This is a genomic window from Acinetobacter sp. ACZLY 512, assembly GCF_023614015.1.
Lineage (GTDB): Bacteria > Pseudomonadota > Gammaproteobacteria > Pseudomonadales > Moraxellaceae > Acinetobacter > Acinetobacter soli.
The window spans coordinates 187,072-205,332 of record NZ_JAKIVI010000001.1 but is presented as its reverse complement, the minus strand read 5'-3'; the positions used below and the strand labels follow the sequence as shown (position 1 = coordinate 205,332).

Annotated in this window: 17 protein-coding genes; 4 read left to right on the top strand and 13 right to left on the bottom strand. The window is 41.3% G+C overall.

The window, feature by feature from the left end:
• The first annotated feature begins 67 nt into the window (after positions 1 to 67).
• Both L2096_RS00980 and ubiA read left to right on the top strand, forming a co-directional pair.
• A complete protein-coding gene (locus L2096_RS00980; protein ID WP_025094455.1) occupies positions 68 to 565 on the top strand; it encodes a chorismate--pyruvate lyase family protein in 498 nt (165 codons plus the stop codon).
• Positions 566 to 573: 8 nt separating this feature from the next.
• On the top strand, positions 574 to 1,458 hold the full coding sequence (ubiA, locus tag L2096_RS00975; RefSeq protein WP_151765284.1) for a 4-hydroxybenzoate octaprenyltransferase: 885 nt from the start codon (positions 574 to 576) through the stop codon (positions 1,456 to 1,458).
• A gap of 421 nt (positions 1,459 to 1,879) precedes the next feature.
• On the opposite strand, the gene L2096_RS00970 is transcribed toward ubiA, so the two are convergent.
• The 12 genes from L2096_RS00970 to L2096_RS00915 all read right to left on the bottom strand — a co-directional run bounded on the left by L2096_RS00970 (position 1,880) and on the right by L2096_RS00915 (position 12,986).
• Positions 1,880 to 2,083, bottom strand: coding sequence for a hypothetical protein (locus tag L2096_RS00970; protein ID WP_004938963.1), 204 nt, complete (start codon positions 2,081 to 2,083; stop codon positions 1,880 to 1,882).
• A 280-nt stretch (positions 2,084 to 2,363) separates the two neighbouring features.
• A complete protein-coding gene (gloB, locus tag L2096_RS00965; protein WP_048764088.1) occupies positions 2,364 to 3,095 on the bottom strand; it encodes a hydroxyacylglutathione hydrolase in 732 nt (243 codons plus the stop codon).
• A gap of 125 nt (positions 3,096 to 3,220) precedes the next feature.
• On the bottom strand, positions 3,221 to 3,916 hold the full coding sequence (locus tag L2096_RS00960; protein WP_004938958.1) for a methionine ABC transporter permease: 696 nt from the start codon (positions 3,914 to 3,916) through the stop codon (positions 3,221 to 3,223).
• A complete protein-coding gene (locus L2096_RS00955; RefSeq protein ID WP_004938956.1) occupies positions 3,913 to 4,938 on the bottom strand; it encodes a methionine ABC transporter ATP-binding protein in 1,026 nt (341 codons plus the stop codon). Before L2096_RS00955 ends, L2096_RS00960 begins: the two co-directional genes overlap by 4 nt.
• Positions 4,939 to 5,011: 73 nt before the next feature.
• Positions 5,012 to 5,878, bottom strand: coding sequence for a MetQ/NlpA family ABC transporter substrate-binding protein (locus L2096_RS00950; protein ID WP_004938954.1), 867 nt, complete (start codon positions 5,876 to 5,878; stop codon positions 5,012 to 5,014).
• Between the two features lie 270 nt (positions 5,879 to 6,148).
• Entirely contained in the window at positions 6,149 to 7,432 is a 1,284-nt protein-coding gene (gene purD / locus L2096_RS00945; protein WP_076032142.1) for a phosphoribosylamine--glycine ligase, read from the bottom strand.
• 134 nt (positions 7,433 to 7,566) lie between these two features.
• Positions 7,567 to 9,141 (bottom strand): bifunctional phosphoribosylaminoimidazolecarboxamide formyltransferase/IMP cyclohydrolase, encoded by a 1,575-nt coding sequence (purH, locus tag L2096_RS00940; protein WP_004948285.1) that lies wholly within the window; start codon positions 9,139 to 9,141, stop codon positions 7,567 to 7,569.
• An 81-nt stretch (positions 9,142 to 9,222) separates the two neighbouring features.
• Entirely contained in the window at positions 9,223 to 9,492 is a 270-nt protein-coding gene (fis, locus tag L2096_RS00935; RefSeq protein WP_001086304.1) for a DNA-binding transcriptional regulator Fis, read from the bottom strand.
• Positions 9,493 to 10,174: 682 nt separating this feature from the next.
• The gene (locus tag L2096_RS00930) at positions 10,175 to 10,696 is read right to left on the bottom strand and encodes an MJ0042-type zinc finger domain-containing protein (RefSeq protein ID WP_076032143.1); all 522 of its coding nucleotides are present in this window, start codon (positions 10,694 to 10,696) and stop codon (positions 10,175 to 10,177) included.
• A gap of 24 nt (positions 10,697 to 10,720) precedes the next feature.
• The gene (gene prmA, locus L2096_RS00925; protein ID WP_004938938.1) at positions 10,721 to 11,626 is read right to left on the bottom strand and encodes a 50S ribosomal protein L11 methyltransferase; all 906 of its coding nucleotides are present in this window, start codon (positions 11,624 to 11,626) and stop codon (positions 10,721 to 10,723) included.
• Positions 11,627 to 11,731: 105 nt separating this feature from the next.
• Entirely contained in the window at positions 11,732 to 12,622 is an 891-nt protein-coding gene (locus L2096_RS00920; RefSeq protein ID WP_250364707.1) for a bile acid:sodium symporter family protein, read from the bottom strand.
• A 136-nt stretch (positions 12,623 to 12,758) separates the two neighbouring features.
• On the bottom strand, positions 12,759 to 12,986 hold the full coding sequence (locus L2096_RS00915; protein WP_004938933.1) for a hypothetical protein: 228 nt from the start codon (positions 12,984 to 12,986) through the stop codon (positions 12,759 to 12,761).
• A gap of 235 nt (positions 12,987 to 13,221) precedes the next feature.
• On the opposite strand from L2096_RS00915, the gene mnmG reads away from it, so the two are divergent.
• On the top strand, positions 13,222 to 15,102 hold the full coding sequence (gene mnmG / locus L2096_RS00910) for a tRNA uridine-5-carboxymethylaminomethyl(34) synthesis enzyme MnmG (RefSeq protein WP_076032144.1): 1,881 nt from the start codon (positions 13,222 to 13,224) through the stop codon (positions 15,100 to 15,102).
• A gap of 377 nt (positions 15,103 to 15,479) precedes the next feature.
• Here mnmG and L2096_RS00905 read toward each other — a convergent pair whose 3' ends face one another.
• Positions 15,480 to 16,478, bottom strand: coding sequence for a helix-turn-helix transcriptional regulator (locus tag L2096_RS00905; RefSeq protein WP_004938928.1), 999 nt, complete (start codon positions 16,476 to 16,478; stop codon positions 15,480 to 15,482).
• Positions 16,479 to 16,701: 223 nt separating this feature from the next.
• Between L2096_RS00905 and L2096_RS00900 the strand changes: the two genes are divergently transcribed.
• On the top strand, positions 16,702 to 18,252 hold the full coding sequence (locus L2096_RS00900; RefSeq protein ID WP_250364706.1) for a circularly permuted type 2 ATP-grasp protein: 1,551 nt from the start codon (positions 16,702 to 16,704) through the stop codon (positions 18,250 to 18,252).
• The last annotated feature ends 9 nt before the right edge of the window (positions 18,253 to 18,261 follow it).

Sequence of the window (18,261 nt, the reverse complement as noted above, 5' to 3'; positions counted from 1 at the left end):
TTGCTCAAAGCGTTTAACTTTGCCCGATTTCGGTTACACTATAGTTTGTGAATGTAGTGGATTGCACATGCAGAAAAACCAATTAAATCAGAGATACAATGATGATTTAACGCCAGAATTAAAAAAATGGTTATGTGCATCAGGCTCACTGACCCAGCAATTGACCGATCTTGCACATGGTGCCTTTTCAGTGAAACCTATATCGGAGCGTTATCGGCAGATGTCTCGTATAGACAGTCAATGGATGAAAATGCCAGCGGCACATATTGCTTGGGTGCGTGAAAGCTTACTCTATGGATGTGAAGCACAGCCATGGGTTCAGGCCAAAAGTATATTCCCCATTTTAAGCTTGCAAAAAAAAGCCCGTATTTTTAAACATATTGGTAAACAACCGATCGGCCGATTTTTATTTCAGCGAACCACGCCTGAGTGTGAGCGGCGGATCATACGTTTAAATGAGGGGTGGACTCGGCAAAGCTGTTATACGTGGCACGGTTGCAAATTTATTGTCCAAGAAACTTTTCTGCCTTCGTTTGAAGCGTACTTACAACATCATCGCATTTAAGGATAGATATGGCATCCGTACAATCGATCACCTGGCGAGAACGACTTACAGCATATTATTATCTGTGCCGTTTTGATAAGCCTATTGGGACTGAGCTGGTATTTTGGCCTACCATGTGGGCACTATGGATTGCAAGTGCAGGGGTACCCAATTTAAAAATCCTGCTTTTAATGTCTTTAGGTGTATTGTTTATGCGCGCAGCAGGCTGTGCAATTAATGATTTTGCCGACCGTAAAGTAGATGGACACGTGGCCAGAACCAAAACGCGTCCGCTGGCAACGGGTGTGATTCAGCCGATAGAAGCCATTTGGGTGTTTTTAGTTTTGGTCGCTGCAAGTGCCTGCCTATTGCTGTTTTTGCCATTAAATACGTTTTACTGGTCGTTTGGCGCATTGTTTCTCGCGTTCATTTATCCTTTTATGAAGCGCTATACACACTTACCGCAAGTGTTTTTAGGAGCAGCCTTTTCGTGGTCTATTCCGATGGCTTACACTGCTGCAGGCCAAACACCAGATCTGGTTTGTTGGTTATTGTATTTTGGTAATTTGGCATGGACGGTTGCCTACGATACACAATATGCGATTACCGATCGCGAATATGATCTGAAAATTGGTGTCAAATCGACCGCGATTCTATTTGGTCGATACGATATCGTCATTATTTCTTTATTACAGATCAGTAGTTTGGTTTTGATTGGTCTGGCTTTATTCATGAAAGACCTACTTTTTCCGTGGGGCATCATTGGATTGCTGATTGTCGCTGCCGATTTTATTTATCAATGGACCAAAACCAGAACCAAAGATCCACAATGGTGCTTCTGGGCATTTCGACACAATCGCTGGGTCGGGCTAATGATTTTTATCGCGATTTTTATGGGATTGATGACTCAATAAAAATAGACCGCCAATGCATTGACAGCATATTGAATCAAATTAAAAAACCGATCATAAATGATCGGTTTTTTAATCGTTCGTTTTCAGCTTTATAGCGGATTATTTGTAAGCCAGTTGCCCAAACAAATAAACCATAATAATCAACGTAAATACGGTAGATGAAACTAAAGCAAATTCTAATGTTCTCATGTGCCCCCACCTTTATATTGTAATTTATTGTATTGAGTATTTTTTATACACCATGCTAATAAATAATACAAGAGATCCCTTAGTATATTCTCAGCATATATTCAGCACAATTATAGATAAAACACATATAAAACAAGAAAGCCCCATGTGCGCGTTACGGCACATGGAGCTTAGAATTCTTCAAAACTATAAAATGATTAGAAAAAATTTATAGAATCAACACATCTGTCATTTACGCTTTTAGATGATCCTCGAACTCTTCACCGAGCTGAACTGCCAAAGAGTTACCCGATAAATCACAAGTCACTAGCCCATATTCCTTTTTAAAGCTAAATGTAAAACCTTTGCCATCGGCTAGGTTTTTAACCGAATAACCTAACTTTTCTAACCAAATACGAAATGCAATTAAATTTTTTGCTTTAACAACTTTCTTCACTTCAAAATTCCTTCTCATGTAACGCTGATATCTAAATTAATAAGGGTTTTGATTAAGTTTTTAAAGGGCTAAACTGTTTAAATATTTTTCAACTGATTAATATTGTTTATTTAATCAGCAGTAGATCATTTAAATTGACTCAATAAATTGGTTTTAAGTCTTAGTTTTTATCTTAATCTATTGAATTTAAAGATAATATTTAAAATAATCCGTTTTTTAAAAGTTACATATTGTGTTTATGATGAGTTGTAAATAAATATGTAACTTTAGTCGTAGTGTGTCAAAAATTATCTTTAAGCGTACGAATTCGAGCAAACTCTTCAACGCTTTCGGTACGTAAAAATGGATTGGTCGCCAGTTCAATTTCAATACTGGATGGTAAGGTGATGATATTTTGTTCTCGCAACTGCTTTACCTGTTCATAACGCTCTTGTAGTGCAAGATTGTCGGGTTCGATGGTCAGGGCAAATTCGGCATTAGACAAGGTGTATTCATGGGTACAATACACTTGGGTATCTGTTGGCAGTGCAGCTAGTCGGTTAAGTGAATGATACATCTGTTCAAAGGTGCCTTCAAATACACGTCCACAGCCCATCGCAAACAAGGTATCACCGCAAAATACACTACGTAATGCTTCAACAAAATAGACAATATGCCCTAAGGTATGACCAGGCGTTGCAACAACTTCTACATGTAGGTCATGAAACTTGAATTGATCATCATGTTGTAGTGCATTTGAAATCAAATGAATTTTACTGAGCTCTTCACGCGGGCCAAATACAGGAATTTGGGTACCTTCGATCAAGTCTGGCACACCGCCAATATGATCTTTATGCCAATGTGTTAGCCAGATTTGCGCAAGCTTGAGCTGATGTAATTGGCAATAGTCCTGAACAGGTTTTGCTTCCGTTGGGTCGATGACCACAATTTCTGAAGTATGGGTGTCTCGAATAATCCAGATATAATTTTTAAGGCTGTTTTTTACATCAATATAATCAATTTGATAACGCATGACGGATAACCTGATCAAATGGTATGTACTGTTTTTATTTAATCACGATCTGCGTAGTGCAGCACCAGTAGATACGAAAAAATACAGCTTCAGATATAAAAAAACCCTCCGGAGAGGGCAGCAATCTAGCGAAGTTTAGAGAGCCAGTCGCCCAGCATTTGAATAAACTGCACCAGCAATAATAAGATGATGACCGTGAGAATCACCACACTGGTATCGAAGCGTTGGTAACCGTATGAAATCGCCAAGTCACCAATTCCGCCGGCACCTACTGCACCGGCCATTGCCGTTGCACCAATTAGACTAATAGTGGCTGTGGTTAAGTTTAAAATGAGTGAGCTACGTGCTTCTGGTAAAATAAACTTGAAAATGATTTGAAACGGAGAGGCGCCCATGGCTTGCGCAGACTCAATAATACCTTCGTTGACTTCAAGCAAGGAGGTTTCAATCAATCGGCCCATATAAGGACCAATATAAATAGTCAAGGGAACAATTGCGGCCCATGTTCCAATTGAACTTCCCACTAAGAATTTAGTCAAAGGAATCACGGCAATCAACAAAATGATAAATGGCAGTGAGCGCAGGGCGTTTACAATTGGGTTAAGCAAGTGATAAATAAATCGGTTAGGTAAAATACCGTTTGGTCGTGTCACCAACAGCACAATTCCTTGGATAAATCCCCAGATGCCACCAAACAGCAGCGAGAAGCACACCATGTGAAAGGTTTCTTGAAGCGCTGTGACAAACTGATCAATCGAAAGTGAACTGTTCCAAAACGGTTGTGTCAATTCGGTCAGCCATTGCACAATTACGTCTCTCATACTTGTTCTCCACTTTGATTGACACTGACACCATGACGCTCTAAAAACTCGATCGCTTGCTGGATAAGGGTGTCGTCACCAAGTAATTGAACAAACATTTGCCCAATCACCGTGCCATCAATTTCGGTCATATTGGCAAACAAGATATTCAGACTGATATCAAACTGCTTGATCATCGATTGAATCACAGGTTCTTGGGCTGATTTGCCTAAAAACTGTAGTCGATAAATACTGTGATGATGCTGATGTTCGAGCTTATTTAAAATATTGACCGGTAAATGTTGTTGCAACACGGTCTGGATAAAGGTTTTTGTCGTTGGGTGCTGTGGACGGCTGAAAATTTCCACGGTCGGCCCGGTTTCAATCACATGACCAGATTCCATTACAGCCACATGGTCACAAATAGATTCAATCACGTCCATTTCGTGAGTGACCATCACAATTGTGATGCCTTGCTCCTGATTGATCTTTTTGAGCAATGCCAGTACGGATTTGGTGGTCTGTGGATCGAGCGCGGAGGTGGCTTCGTCACAAAGTAAAATTTTAGGGTGATTGGCCAGCGCACGTGCAATACCGACACGTTGTTTTTGACCACCCGATAGCTCATCTGGAAAGGCATCTTTTTTATGTGCCAGATCGATGAACTCAAGTAGCTCCATCAAACGTTTTTCGCGCTCGGCTTTGCTATAACCCAAGAGCTTCATTGGCATTTCAATGTTTGCAGCCACAGTTTTGGTTTGCAATAAATTAAAATGCTGAAAGATCATACCTATATTTGCACGTTCCTGACGTAATGATGCTGCATTCAGGGCGGTAAAATCTTTTTGATTGATAATGACCTGTCCCTGTGTTGGGCGTTCGAGCAAATTAATCAAACGAATTAAGGTACTTTTACCTGCACCACTATAGCCAATAATGCCAAAGATACTGCCCGCCGGAATATCCAGATTAATCTGGTCCAGTGCGCGAATCGTTTGGCCTTTCAGCTCGTAGTGTTTAGAAATGTTTTTAAATTGGATCATGTCGTCAGAAACTATACATAAAAGAAAAAACAGGCAAGTCAACCTTGCCTGTTTCAATTACACCATTATATTACTATTTTGATTCAGTAAGGTAGCTAATCGGCTTATTAACATCCACCTTCGTACCACCAAACTTCTCATCAATGAATTTTTTCACTGCTTCTGTATGGTAAAGCGTACCTAATTTTTGCAATACAGGATCGTTTTGACGTCCTTCAGCAGTCACCAAAAGGTTGACATACAGTTTAGTCGACTGATCTGCTGGCTCATAAAATACGGCATCTTTAAGAACGTTCAAGCCGCCTTCCATAGCTAAAGTGTTGCCTAGCACAATTCCGTCAACATCGCTTTTTACACGAACAGCTGTTGCCATTGGAATGGTTTTAAGCTGAATCTGTTTCGGATTTTCAATGACGTCGTTGGTTGTGCCCTGAATTGGGTTAAAGTCTGCTTTTAATTTGATTAAACCAGCAGTTTGCAACAATGAAAGTGCACGTGCTTCATTTGCAGCATCGTTTGGAATTGCAATGGTTGCTTTTGCTGGGAACTGATCAATTTTTTTGTATTTGTCAGAATAAAGTCCCATTGGTTCGATATAAGTTGTCGAAACGGGTGCAACTTTATCTTTGCTTTCGGTGTTGTAAGCGACCATGTAGTTATACGACTGGAATGCATTGACATCGATTTCTTTGTTTGCCGTCGCTTTGTTCATTGCCACGTAGTCAGTGAAGTTTTTCACTTCAAGATTAATACCTGCTTGTTTGGTTTCAGGTAGTGTCGCAATAAATTTCCAAACGTCGGTATCAGAACCTGTAGACGCCAGCACGATCTTTTTAGTCTGATCTGCAGCAGCTGCATTACCTTGCTCAGGCTCTTTTTTGCTACAACCAGCCGCAAGCAATATGCTTGAGGTAAGAACAACACTCAATACTTTTTTCATCAGGTTTTTCCCAGTTACAGCGTTTTAATATCGTCCGGATATCATACTGTGTGTACATGATGATGTGTAGATGACAGTCATCCCAATCCAACGTTAAACGCAATAAAGTCAGTTAATCTTAAAAGTAGGCGAGTATAGTGTTTTTTGATCAGAACGCAAAACAATATAAACAAAAATATATATGAGTTTTTCTGAAAAGAGTTATTAGCCTGAGAGGCATCATAACAATAAAAAAACGCGCAAAAATGCGCGTTTTTTTAAGCTTTAAAATTAGGCTTGTTCGCGTGCAATCGCGCGGTATCCAATATCGCTACGATATTGCATGCCTGCAAAAGTCACCTGACCGCATACCTCAAGCGCATTGATTTGTGCTTCAAGTACGGTATCGCCAAGCGCAGTTACGCATAATACGCGTCCACCCGCAGTGATGATATGACCATCGGCTGTCGTGTCTGTGCCAGCATGGAAGATTTTAGTATCTTCTGGCGACTGGCCAAGACCTGAAATCACATCGCCTTTACGTACAGTTTCAGGGTAACCTTCTGCTGCAAGCACGATACCAATCGATTTACGCTCGTCCCACTCGGCTTCACTTGGCAACTGACCCTCAAGACCTGCTTGCACAAGATCCACCAATGATGATTTAAGGCGCATCATGATTGGCTGAGTTTCAGGGTCGCCAAAGCGGCAGTTGAACTCAATCACACGTGGTTGACCTTGCTCATCAATCATGAGGCCAGCATATAAGAAACCAGTATAAACATGACCGTCTTTGGCCATACCATCAACCGTTGGTCGCATAATGTCTTTCATGACACGATCAAACACGTCTGGAGTAACCACAGGCGCAGGGGAATACGCACCCATACCACCAGTATTTGGACCCTGATCACCTTCAAAAATACGCTTATGATCTTGAGAAGTGGCCATTGGTAAAATATTTTGACCGTCGATCATACAAATGAAACTGGCTTCTTCGCCTGCGAGAAACTCTTCAATCACGACACGTGAACCCGCATCACCAAATTTATTGCCTGCCAGCATGTCATCAATGGCTGCAAAGGCTTCCTCATTGGTCATTGCGACGATAACGCCTTTGCCAGCTGCAAGACCGTCAGCTTTAATTACAATCGGCGCGCCGTGCTGCGTTACATATGCTTTTGCAGCATCTACTTCAGTAAACACATCATAAAATGCTGTTGGAATCTGATGCTTTTTCAGAAAGTCTTTGGCAAACGCCTTAGAGCCTTCAAGCTGTGCGGCATATTGTGTTGGGCCCCAAATTTTTAAACCAGCTTCACGGCATGCATTGACCACGCCATTGACCAATGGTGCTTCTGGACCAACAATAATCAACTCAACCTGATTGTCCTTTGCAAACGCAATGATGGCTGGGTTATTTAAAATATCCAGTTCAACATTTTTGCATTTGTCTTCGGTTGCAGTGCCTGCATTACCGGGTGCAACAAACACTTGAGTGACTTGCGGATCTTGAGCGATCTTCCATGCCAACGCATGCTCACGACCACCGCTACCGAGAACGAGAATATTCATTGGGTTCATACTCCATGAGTCGAGAACCAAATCCTTCACTTTACCTTGCTGCTTGAGTACAAGACCCTCTCACATGGAGAGGGTAAGTCAAGATAAAGAACCGGAAAGTTTCTTATGCTTTAAATGAGTTTTAATTAGTGGCGGAAGTGGCGCATACCTGTAAAGACCATGGCAATACCATGTTCGTTTGCAGCAGCAATAACTTCTTCATCACGCATTGAACCGCCAGGTTGAATAATACACTTAATTCCAGCTTTTGCTGCATTATCGATGCCGTCACGGAATGGGAAGAATGCATCCGATGCCATCACAGCGCCTTCAACCACAAGGCCTGCATGTTCTGCTTTAATTGCCGCAATACGTGCAGAGTTGACACGGCTCATCTGACCTGCACCAATACCAATGGTTTGACGGCCTTTTGCATACACGATCGCATTTGATTTCACATACTTGGCAACTTTCCAAGCAAAAATCAGATCATCGATTTCTTGTTCTGTTGGTGCGCGCTCAGTTACTACTTTAAGGTCGGCTGCCTTGATCATGCCAAGATCTTGATCTTGTACCAGTAGGCCGCCATTTACACGCTTGTAGTCGAGTTGTGCTGCACGTTCATCAATTGCTGGAAGTTCGCCACATACCAATACGCGAACATTTTTCTTCGCACCGGTAACCTCAAGTACGCCATCAGCAATACTAGGTGCAATAATTACTTCAACAAATTGACGCTCTACAATCGCTTTTGCTGTTTCAATATCAAGTTCGCGGTTAAAAGCAATGATGCCACCAAATGCAGATTCTGTATCGGTTGCATATGCCAAATCGTAAGCAGCTTTAATGCCATCTAAAGATACGGCTACGCCACATGGGTTAGCATGTTTAACAATCACACAGGCAGGCTTTGCAAATGACTTAACACATTCAAGTGCAGCGTCTGTATCGGCGATGTTGTTGTAAGAAAGCTCTTTACCCTGAAGTTGCTTCGACGTAGAAACAGAGGCTTCAGTGGCTTGCGGGTCGATATAAAATGCAGCTGACTGATGCGGGTTTTCACCGTAACGTAAGTCTTGCGCTTTTTGAAGCTGTGTATTAAAGGTACGTGCAAATGAATCTGCCTGACCTTCTTCTTTACCCACACGTGCGCCAAGGTAAGACGCGATCATACCGTCGTATTGAGCGGTATGTTCAAATGCTTTAACTGCAAGATCAAAACGTGTCTCGTATGATAATGCGCCGCTTTGCTCAAGTTCTGCAATCACTGTCGCGTAGTCGCTGGCATTGACCACGATACCAACAGACGCGTGATTTTTTGCTGCAGCGCGAACCATTGTTGGGCCGCCAATATCAATATTCTCAATGGCATCTGCAAGAGAACAGTTTGGCTTCGCCACGGTTGCAGCAAACGGGTAGAGGTTGACCACAACAAGATCAATCGGATCGATGTTGTGTTCTTGCATTACGGCTTCGTCCAGACCACGACGAGCCAAAATACCACCATGAATTTTAGGGTGAAGTGTTTTTACACGGCCATCCATCATTTCTGGAAAGCCAGTGTGTTCTGAAACTTCAACTACAGCAATGTTATTGTCTTTGAGTAGCTTGTAAGTTCCACCAGTAGATAAAAGCTCTACCCCAAGTTTCGCAAGATTCTGAGCAAATTCAACAATTCCTGTTTTGTCAGAAACAGAAATCAAAGCGCGTTTAATAGTCATGATAAAGTCAACGGTTTAAGTCAAACAGATTAAAACAAATAGGCATAAAAAATGCCCACGAGAACGTGAGCATTTTATCAATTATTCACTCATCAAACCGTGAGCTTTTAACTTTTTACGTAAAGTCCCACGGTTGAGCCCTAAAATTTCAGCAGCGCGGGTTTGGTTACCACGCGTATATTCTAGAACAACAGATAAAAGAGGTTTCTCCATTTCTGCCAGCACCATGTCGTAAACTTGTGATGGTTGCTCACCTTGCAGTTGTGCAAAGTAATGGCGAACTGCGCGATCCACATGGATGCGTAGAGCAACATCAGATTGTGCAGTAAAAATAGGAGATTTGCTATTCATGCGAGTTAATCCGAAAATCAAATACCGCTTGGGTAAAGCAGTATATAAAAGTGGTCTAAAAATTACTGAACCCCGTTTTAGATCCTAAAACAGTGGTTCTAAAACTTGGAAACAATTAGCTTGCCACAACTCCTCACATTTGTATGAAAAATAAGCGTAACAATAATTTAATATTTGTTACCGCTGCGATTTAAAAAACAAAAAAGCCACGCTACGCACTATCTTCTGATAAAGCACGCATGACAATAATGATTATTGTGAGTAAATCGCGAGGACGATGTAGGGCTAAGCTTTCGTGGCGCGTATCATACCATTGTCTAAACAAAAGTGAGCAAATTAACTGCATTTTTTTTAAATTTTTTGTATTTTTTTTGAATATCTAGGCCTTATAAAACCTAACTTAGAGCGAATAAAACGATTTTAAAATTTGCCAATCGTAAATTCTAATTAAAATATCGGGTTTGGATAGATTTATTTAATCGTACTCAAGCTGATATGATTTTTTATATTGAATAAACTCGATATAAAAAGTGTCATTATCGTCTTCGAATTTATTAAGTCATTGTATAAGCATCACGATTGAACAGGTGAATTGATGAAATATGATGCGCAGAGGCAGGTAAATGAGTCATCACCCGACATGCTGTCGGCAAGCGGACTGAGTCTTTAAAGAAACCAGCAATTAATATAATGCGCGTAGTTGACGCAAGATTTCATAATGCGCCGCAAGCTCTGGATTAAACCATACAATCTGCAACAATAATAAGCCAAATAAAATTAAGTTAATCACACACCAGATAAGATAGTATTTCCAGTGTTTACTTTTCCGTTGTTTTATTTGCTGCTGACGCAAGTTGTCACGGTCACTCGATAAATACAGCAATGGAGAATTTAAGCTGTCTATACTTTGAAAATATTTTAAATTGTTGAGATAGGTTAATAAGTCAATATTGGAGTTTTCAATTTTCTGCTGAAAAATCTCAAGCACATTGGGTTTTTCATTGTCATGCTGTATGGCGGATGTAACATGATGCAGCTCATCAAATTTATCAACTAGCGTTACTGGTACATACAAATGTGTGATGGCATTAAAAGTGAAATTACACTTTGCGCAACAAACCATACCCTGAGCCAGCGTAAGCTGTTTTTGCGTTACGTGGTAAATCGTTTTGCACTGAGGGCAGCGGGTTTGTTTGGCGCTCATGTATAGACCAGCCTCGTCTAAAGCTTACGCGTGGCGTTTTCCAGAAATACGACACCAGTTTTCTTCGCGTTTCTCGATTTGCAAGATATCAAAATACTGCGTGTAAACGGCAGAGACATCTTCAACCTGTTCTTCGATCACGCCTGCAAGTGCAAATTCGCCTTCGGGTTTTAGTAGCGTTGCAAATTCTGGTGCCAGCATCATGAGTGGACTAGCCAAAATGTTTGCCACTAATACATCAGCTTGAGATTCTTTTGATTTAAATTCTGCATCGAACTCTTCAGGCAAACCTACATACAGACGATCAAGTACGCCATTGAGTTCGGCATTTTGCTTGGTTGCAAGTACCGCTTGCGGATCGATATCGGTGGCATATACCTTTTTAGCACCCAATAAAAGCGCTGCAACGGCTAAAATGCCTGAACCACAACCAAAATCAATCACCGTCTTGTCTTTTAGATCGGTTTGCCCCAACCATTGCAGACATAAGAATGTACTGGCATGATTACCGGTTCCAAAAGCTAGGCCCGGATCAAGCTTAATATTGACTGCATCTGCATCGGGTGCTTCTAGCCACTCAGGTACAATCCAGAACTTCTCGCTAATTTGGATCGGATCATAGTAATCCATCCATGCGCGTTCCCAGACTTGATCTTCAAGTTGTTCATGACGCATTGGTGCATTAGGCAATTGCGCACTTAAAAACGCTTCAAGTTTGGCAACATCGATTGGATCTTGCTCATCTTCCTGATAAATTCCAGTCACAATCACTTTATTCCAAAGCGGTGTTTCGCCTGGAAGCGGTTCAAGTAATGCCTGATCTTCTGCATCATCTAAAGTGACACTGACTGCTCCGAGTGACAAAAGCAATGTTTCAGTGAAATCAACGTGTTCTTGATCGACAGTAATGTGTATTTGTAACCACTTCACGGGAATGAGACCTAAATTTTCTTCTAAAGCGGTATTGTAACGGATAAATGCAAAGCCAGAACATTAATTTCTTAAGCCATACGATTTATCCGTATTTATGGCGCTTTACTCGGTTTTTATAGCCATCTTATTTTTAGTCGTTATGGGTGAATAACGCTTCAACATACTGCCGAAGAGGGCAGCAAAAATGTACATGAAGATTGAGTAAATAGCGGCTGGCATGGCGATGGTGGTACTCGATAAAATCGTGAGCGCAATGGTCATGGCCAATGTACTGTTATGAATCCCAATCTCAAACGCACAGGCGCGAGCTTGCGTACTATTAATACCGAAGTAGCGTGGTACAAAGTAACCAATGAACAGGCTTGCAAAACAAAAAAGTGCAGTTGCCAGTCCGACTTGAGTAATGTACTCCATAATATTATGTCGCTCTCTGGTAAGCGCTGCCAAAATAATAAACACCAAAAAGACCACAGCAAAGGTGCGTACGGGCTTATGCAAGCGGTCTGCCAGACGAGGCAAAGTATGCCGTATAATCATGCCCAAGCAGACTGGAACCAAGATGATTAAAAACACTTGAATCACTTTACTAAACTGTAATCCGAGCTGCTGACCGTCATTAATAAAGTGTTGAATTGCAAGATTGACAATAAAAGGTAAGGTAAACGCGGCGATGACCGAGTTGATTGCAGTAAGCGTAATATTGAGTGCAATATCACCTTGATATAAATAACTGAATAAATTTGCTGTGGGCCCACCCGGTGATGCGGCGAGCAACATCAAGCCAACGGCAAGAAGGGGTGAAAGACTTAACAGTTTGCAGATGAAAAAAGCAATTCCAACCAGAATGACCAATTGACATACTAATGCCAGTAAAACTGCCTTAGGGTGCTTAGCAACGCGTGTGAAATCCTGAGGGCGAAGTTCCAGACCAAGCCCAGCCATGATAATGGCAAGCGCAATGGGGAGGAATACCGTAATAATACCTAAATCCATTTTTTAAATCCTGAATGAGCTGTTGTTTTAATTCTGTCGTGACTTTTATGTTATTTCATAGATCATTGATACATAGAAAAACACAGGTTATTAAAACCTGTGTTTTTAATGGGCGAAATAATTTGAATCGTTTGGGTTATGGCGCAGGTGCTTTGAACTGCAGTTTGCCATCGGCGTTTGGCTGACAGGTACCATTGAATGTGACACCTTTGTAGCCATAAGAGGCCCAGTCACCTTGCTTTTTCTTCATACACGCTTTTATCTGAGCATTGGTTTCTGCTTTGGTCATTTCAGCATTTGCCATACTCATTGCTGCTAAGCTGACAATTGCCACAGAAAAAGTTTTTAACATGATGTTTTTCATTTTGCATACCTATTATATAAATTTGATTTTGAAAGTGATTCATAAGTGGTGGTACATTTTTTATTCTAAAATTGATTTTAAAAAAGTCTATTGCTTTCTATTTTAATACTGAAACAAATTGTCAAAACCTGTGTGCGACTATGAATTTTGTATCAATAATTTTGTAATAACATGCATGATCCTAGGGTGAACTTTGCTATAATGTTCCGTCTTTTTTTTCTGGTGATTTTTTGCCATGCATTATCCTAAAGTTTATGATGTTATCGTGATCGGTGGCGGGCACGCAGGTACCGAGGCGGCATTGGCTGCTGCACGTATGGGACGACAGACTTTGCTCTTGACTCACAACATTGAGACTTTAGGGCAGATGAGCTGTAATCCGGCCATTGGTGGTATTGGTAAATCGCATTTGGTTCGCGAAATTGATGCCTTGGGCGGTGCTATGGCGCTGGCAGCAGATAAAGGGGGGATTCAATTTCGAATTCTCAATTCAAGAAAGGGTGCAGCCGTTCGTGCTACGCGTGCACAGGCAGACCGTGTACGCTATAAAGCGGCTATTCGTGATTCACTTGAAAACCAGCCAAATCTAGATATTTTTCAGCAAGCAGCCGATGATCTGATTGTAGAAGGTGATACCGTCAAAGGTGTTGTCACCCAGATGGGCATTCGTTTTGACACCAAAACAGTGGTTTTGACCACAGGTACGTTTTTGGGCGGTGTGATTCATATTGGCTTAGAAAAGTCGAGCGGTGGTCGTGCCGGTGATCCGCCTTCTATTGCTTTGGCTGATCGTTTACGTGAGTTAAAACTTCCGGTGGGACGTCTTAAAACAGGTACGCCACCACGTATTGATGCACGCTCGGTTGATTTTTCTGTCATGACGGCTCAGCCAGGTGATTTTCCATCTCCTGTGATGTCGTTTATGGGTGATGTATCCATGCATCCAGAGCAGGTAAGCTGCTATATCACACACACCAACGAGAAAACTCATGACATTATCCGTGGTGGACTGGATCGTTCACCAATGTATACGGGCGTGATTGAAGGGGTTGGTCCACGTTATTGCCCATCTATTGAAGACAAGATTCATCGTTTTGCCGATAAAGATTCACATCAGGTATTTTTGGAGCCTGAAGGGCTAGATACGCACGAACTTTATCCGAACGGGATTTCAACATCATTGCCGTTTGATGTTCAGTTTGAATTGGTTCGTTCAATTCGCGGGATGGAAAATGCCCATATTTTGCGTCCAGGCTATGCCATTGAATACGATTATTTTAATCCGCAAGCATTAAAATTTACTCTAGAAACTAAAGCGATCCAGAACTTGTACTTTGCAGGTCAGATCAATGGCACAACCGGTTATGAAGAAGCTGGTGCGCAGGGTCTATTGGCGGGTCTAAATGCAGCACGTCGTGCATGGGATCAGGAACAATGGACGCCTAAACGTGATGAAGCATATATGGGTGTGCTGGTCGATGACTTAATTACCTTGGGTACGAAAGAACCCTACCGTATGTTTACCTCACGTGCCGAGTATCGCTTAATGCTACGTGAAGATAATGCAGATCAGCGTTTGACCCCGATCGGACGTGAACTTGGATTGGTCGATGATATCCGCTGGGCAGCTTACTGTGAAAAAATGGAAGCAGTTGAAACTGAAACGGCACGCTTGGCGCACCTTTGGGCTGCACCAAACAACCCAATGGGTAAAAAGTTTGTCGAAATGACTGGTGCCGACTTAAGTAAAGAGTGCAGTGCAATCGATTTGCTTAAACGCCCAAACATTAACTTTACCCAAATTGCTGAGCTTACAGGTTCAGATGTTGCTGTACATGTGGGTGAGCAAATTGAGATTGCAGTCAAGTATGAAGGCTATATCAATCGTCAGCACGAAGATGTCGCACAGCTCAAGCGTCTTGAAGAAACAAAAATTCCAACAGATTTTGATTATGACGCTGTATCTGGTTTATCAAGAGAAATTACGCAGAAGCTCAAAACCGTTCGTCCTGATACGCTAGCTCAAGCGCATCGCATTCCGGGTGTAACTCCTGCAGCCGTTCAGCTCATTATGATTACTATCCGAAAAAATGCGCAATTAAAGAAAACAGCATAGTTTAAGCCTTATGCTGAACAAAAAGCCCAATTTTGATTGGGCTTTTTTTATGAACGTAAAGACGAAAGCAGAAATACTGTTAAACATTTAAATGCATATTCTGTGCGTTTTTTCTTATTTTTCATCTGATCAAATTTTTTCTATAGTGTCTTTACATTCTAAAGCAAGAGGTAATGTTTATGACCATGAAATCCATTCGTTACAACGGTTATGACCTTGCATGCTGTTTTTCATGTATGGCTTAACACGTATTACGGGTGTCACACTGAAGAGCGGGGCTTCATGTGGCAAGTTCTGTACAATAAAAACTGACAGCGCAAAACTAAGAACAGCAATAAAAACGATTTTCAAGAGAGCATAGTTGCTCTCTTTTTTTTTTATTCTTCTATTTCATTGACGGCTTGATGAAGTTCGGCTGGTTCAATATGAATGAGTTTTTTACCAAAACTTCTGAGCCACCATACCAATTGTGATGTAAACGGCACTTCAGCGCTCACTTCATACAGATTTTCATCGATCATCTGAATATGCTGTTCTTTGGTAAGCTGGCTTTCGTAAAAGCTCTGCGCCGTACTTTCATTAACGGTGAGTTTGAGCTGAATCATCTCGGTCGGTTTACTGTAATCAAAACGGAAACCAAGGGCACCCGACTCAATGTAGTCATCGATATCGAAATCGACGGGGTGCAAAGCGCGCGAATTCAGTACAGTTGCTGATTTAAAACGGTGCAAGGCAAAGGTTTGCACTTCACTTTTACCATGACGAGTACAGATCAAATAAATAATTGCACCTTTTTGAACCAATGCAAGTGGATTTAAAATATAGGTTTTTTCATCTGCCTGAATATTGCGTGGTGTGTAAATACATTCGATTTGCTTGTCTTGCAATAAACCTTCGTAAATTGCCTGCTGAGCCTGCTTGTCGACAGTGGGTGGAATCAGAGGTTGGCTAGCAGGTACAATCCGAACGCGATTGATCCACTGTCTGACGTTATTTTGAGTAGACAGGCTTCGACGAGCCAGATCAAACCATGGGTTCATTTCGTCGATCAAACTGGGTGGAAGTAAATGTTTGAGATGCTGTTCCACCATCATAAACGTAACGGCCTGAGAGCTGGTCATGTGCGGTAAACTTTGTAGCGGTGCATCTGCTCGCCAGCGCCATCCCTGAGGAACGGTTTTATTGCTTTCGATTGGAAATCGTTGTGCAATCTGGTTTAAATCTCGCTGTATGGTACGCAAACTGATTTCAATGCCTTCACGCTCTAAAATTTCTTGCAATTCACGTGTGCCCATCCATTTTCCGGTCGAGAGTCGTGATAAGATGTGCCACTGGCGAAAGAGGCTATTCGATGTTTCTTTTTCTTGTGAAGACATAAGCGACTAAATCAAACAAAATACTTTAATTACCTACACCTTAAAAAAACTATTTTGGTTTGGCAAGAATGTAAGAACAATATTGCCTATATTTTGATACAGGTTAATAGATGAAATACATCACAACTCGGTTCATTATGTAAGACAAGAAACACAAAGAGACAGCGAAATGGCATCATATTTGCTAGTCATAAAATAAGTAAACGAGAAAGGCGAGGTCTGTATGTTAGAAGAAGAGAAAGACTTGCATACGATAAGTGAGCATTATATGAAAGAAAAATTGACCAACGTTTTATCAACCCAGCCTTCGTTTCTGAACCAGCTTAGCGTAAGCACAAATCTTTTTGATCAACTTAAATCTAAGTTTTTTAACGAGATGCTGGATGATGTAACGTCTAATGGAGAAGCATCAAAAAAAATTGAACAATGGCTATCGACTCATTCATTGGAGGAGTTAAAACAGTTAAACACTCATGCGAAGCAGCATTTTTTGTATGAGGGAATTACGTTTACGGTTTATGGCGATCAGGAAGGAACAGAGCGAACTATCCCATTTGATCTTATTCCACGAATTATTGAAACAAAACAATGGGAAAAAATTTCTACAGGTTGTGAACAGCGGGTTAAGGCACTTAATTTATTTTTAGACGATATTTATCACCATCAAAATATACTCAAAGAAGGTATTGTACCGCATACACAAATTATGACCCACGAAGCTTTTCAGCCACATATGCTGAACCACAGTTTAAAAGGGCAGGTTTATTCACAAATTAGCGGTATCGATATTATTCGAGATGGAAAAGGTGAGTTTTTTGTTTTAGAAGATAATCTACGTACACCTTCTGGTGTTTCATATATGCTGGAAAGCAGAAAAATCAGTAAAAAACTGATGCCAGAACTTTGTGTTGCAAACAAGCTACATGAAATCGAACAATATCCAACAGTGCTCAAGGCGATTCTGGCCGAAAATGCACATGTGGATAATCCTTTAATTGTGATATTGACACCGGGTCGATTCAATAGTGCTTACTATGAACATGCCTTTCTCGCCCGAGAAATGGACGTTCCTTTAGTCACTAGTCGCGATTTGTATGTTGAAAACGATACGGTTTATGTCAAGACGATACGTGGTCGTCAACGTGTCGATGTGATTTATCGTCGTATCGATGATGCATTTTTAGATCCGCTTACATTTAGACCTGACAGTAGCTTAGGTGTACCAGGTTTGATGTCTGCATATTTAAAAAATCGTGTGGTGATTGCCAATGCACCGGGAACGGGTGTGGCCGATGACAAATCGATTTATCCGTATGTCGATGACATGATTAACTTTTATCTGAATGAAACTCCAATCTTAAAGAATGTCCCGACTTACCAGTGCCGCCTGGATGAACATCTAGACTATGTACTTGGTAATCTTGAGCGTCTGGTGGTTAAAGAGGCTCAGGGCTCGGGAGGATACGGAATGTTGATTGGGCCAAAAGCTGAATCTGCTGAAATTTCCGAATTTAGAAAAAAAATCCTTGCGCATCCGCATTTATATATTGCTCAACCTACACTCGATCTATCGGTTGCTCCGACATTAACTCAGGATGGTATTGCTGAACGTCATATCGATTTACGACCATTTGTACTGACTTCACCTGATCGCACTGAAATTGTTCCTGGTGGTTTAACCCGAGTTGCCATGAAAGAAGGCTCTCTTGTGGTTAATTCTTCACAGGGTGGCGGAATTAAAGATACGTGGGTTGTTGATGCACTGCATTCCTAACTAAATCAG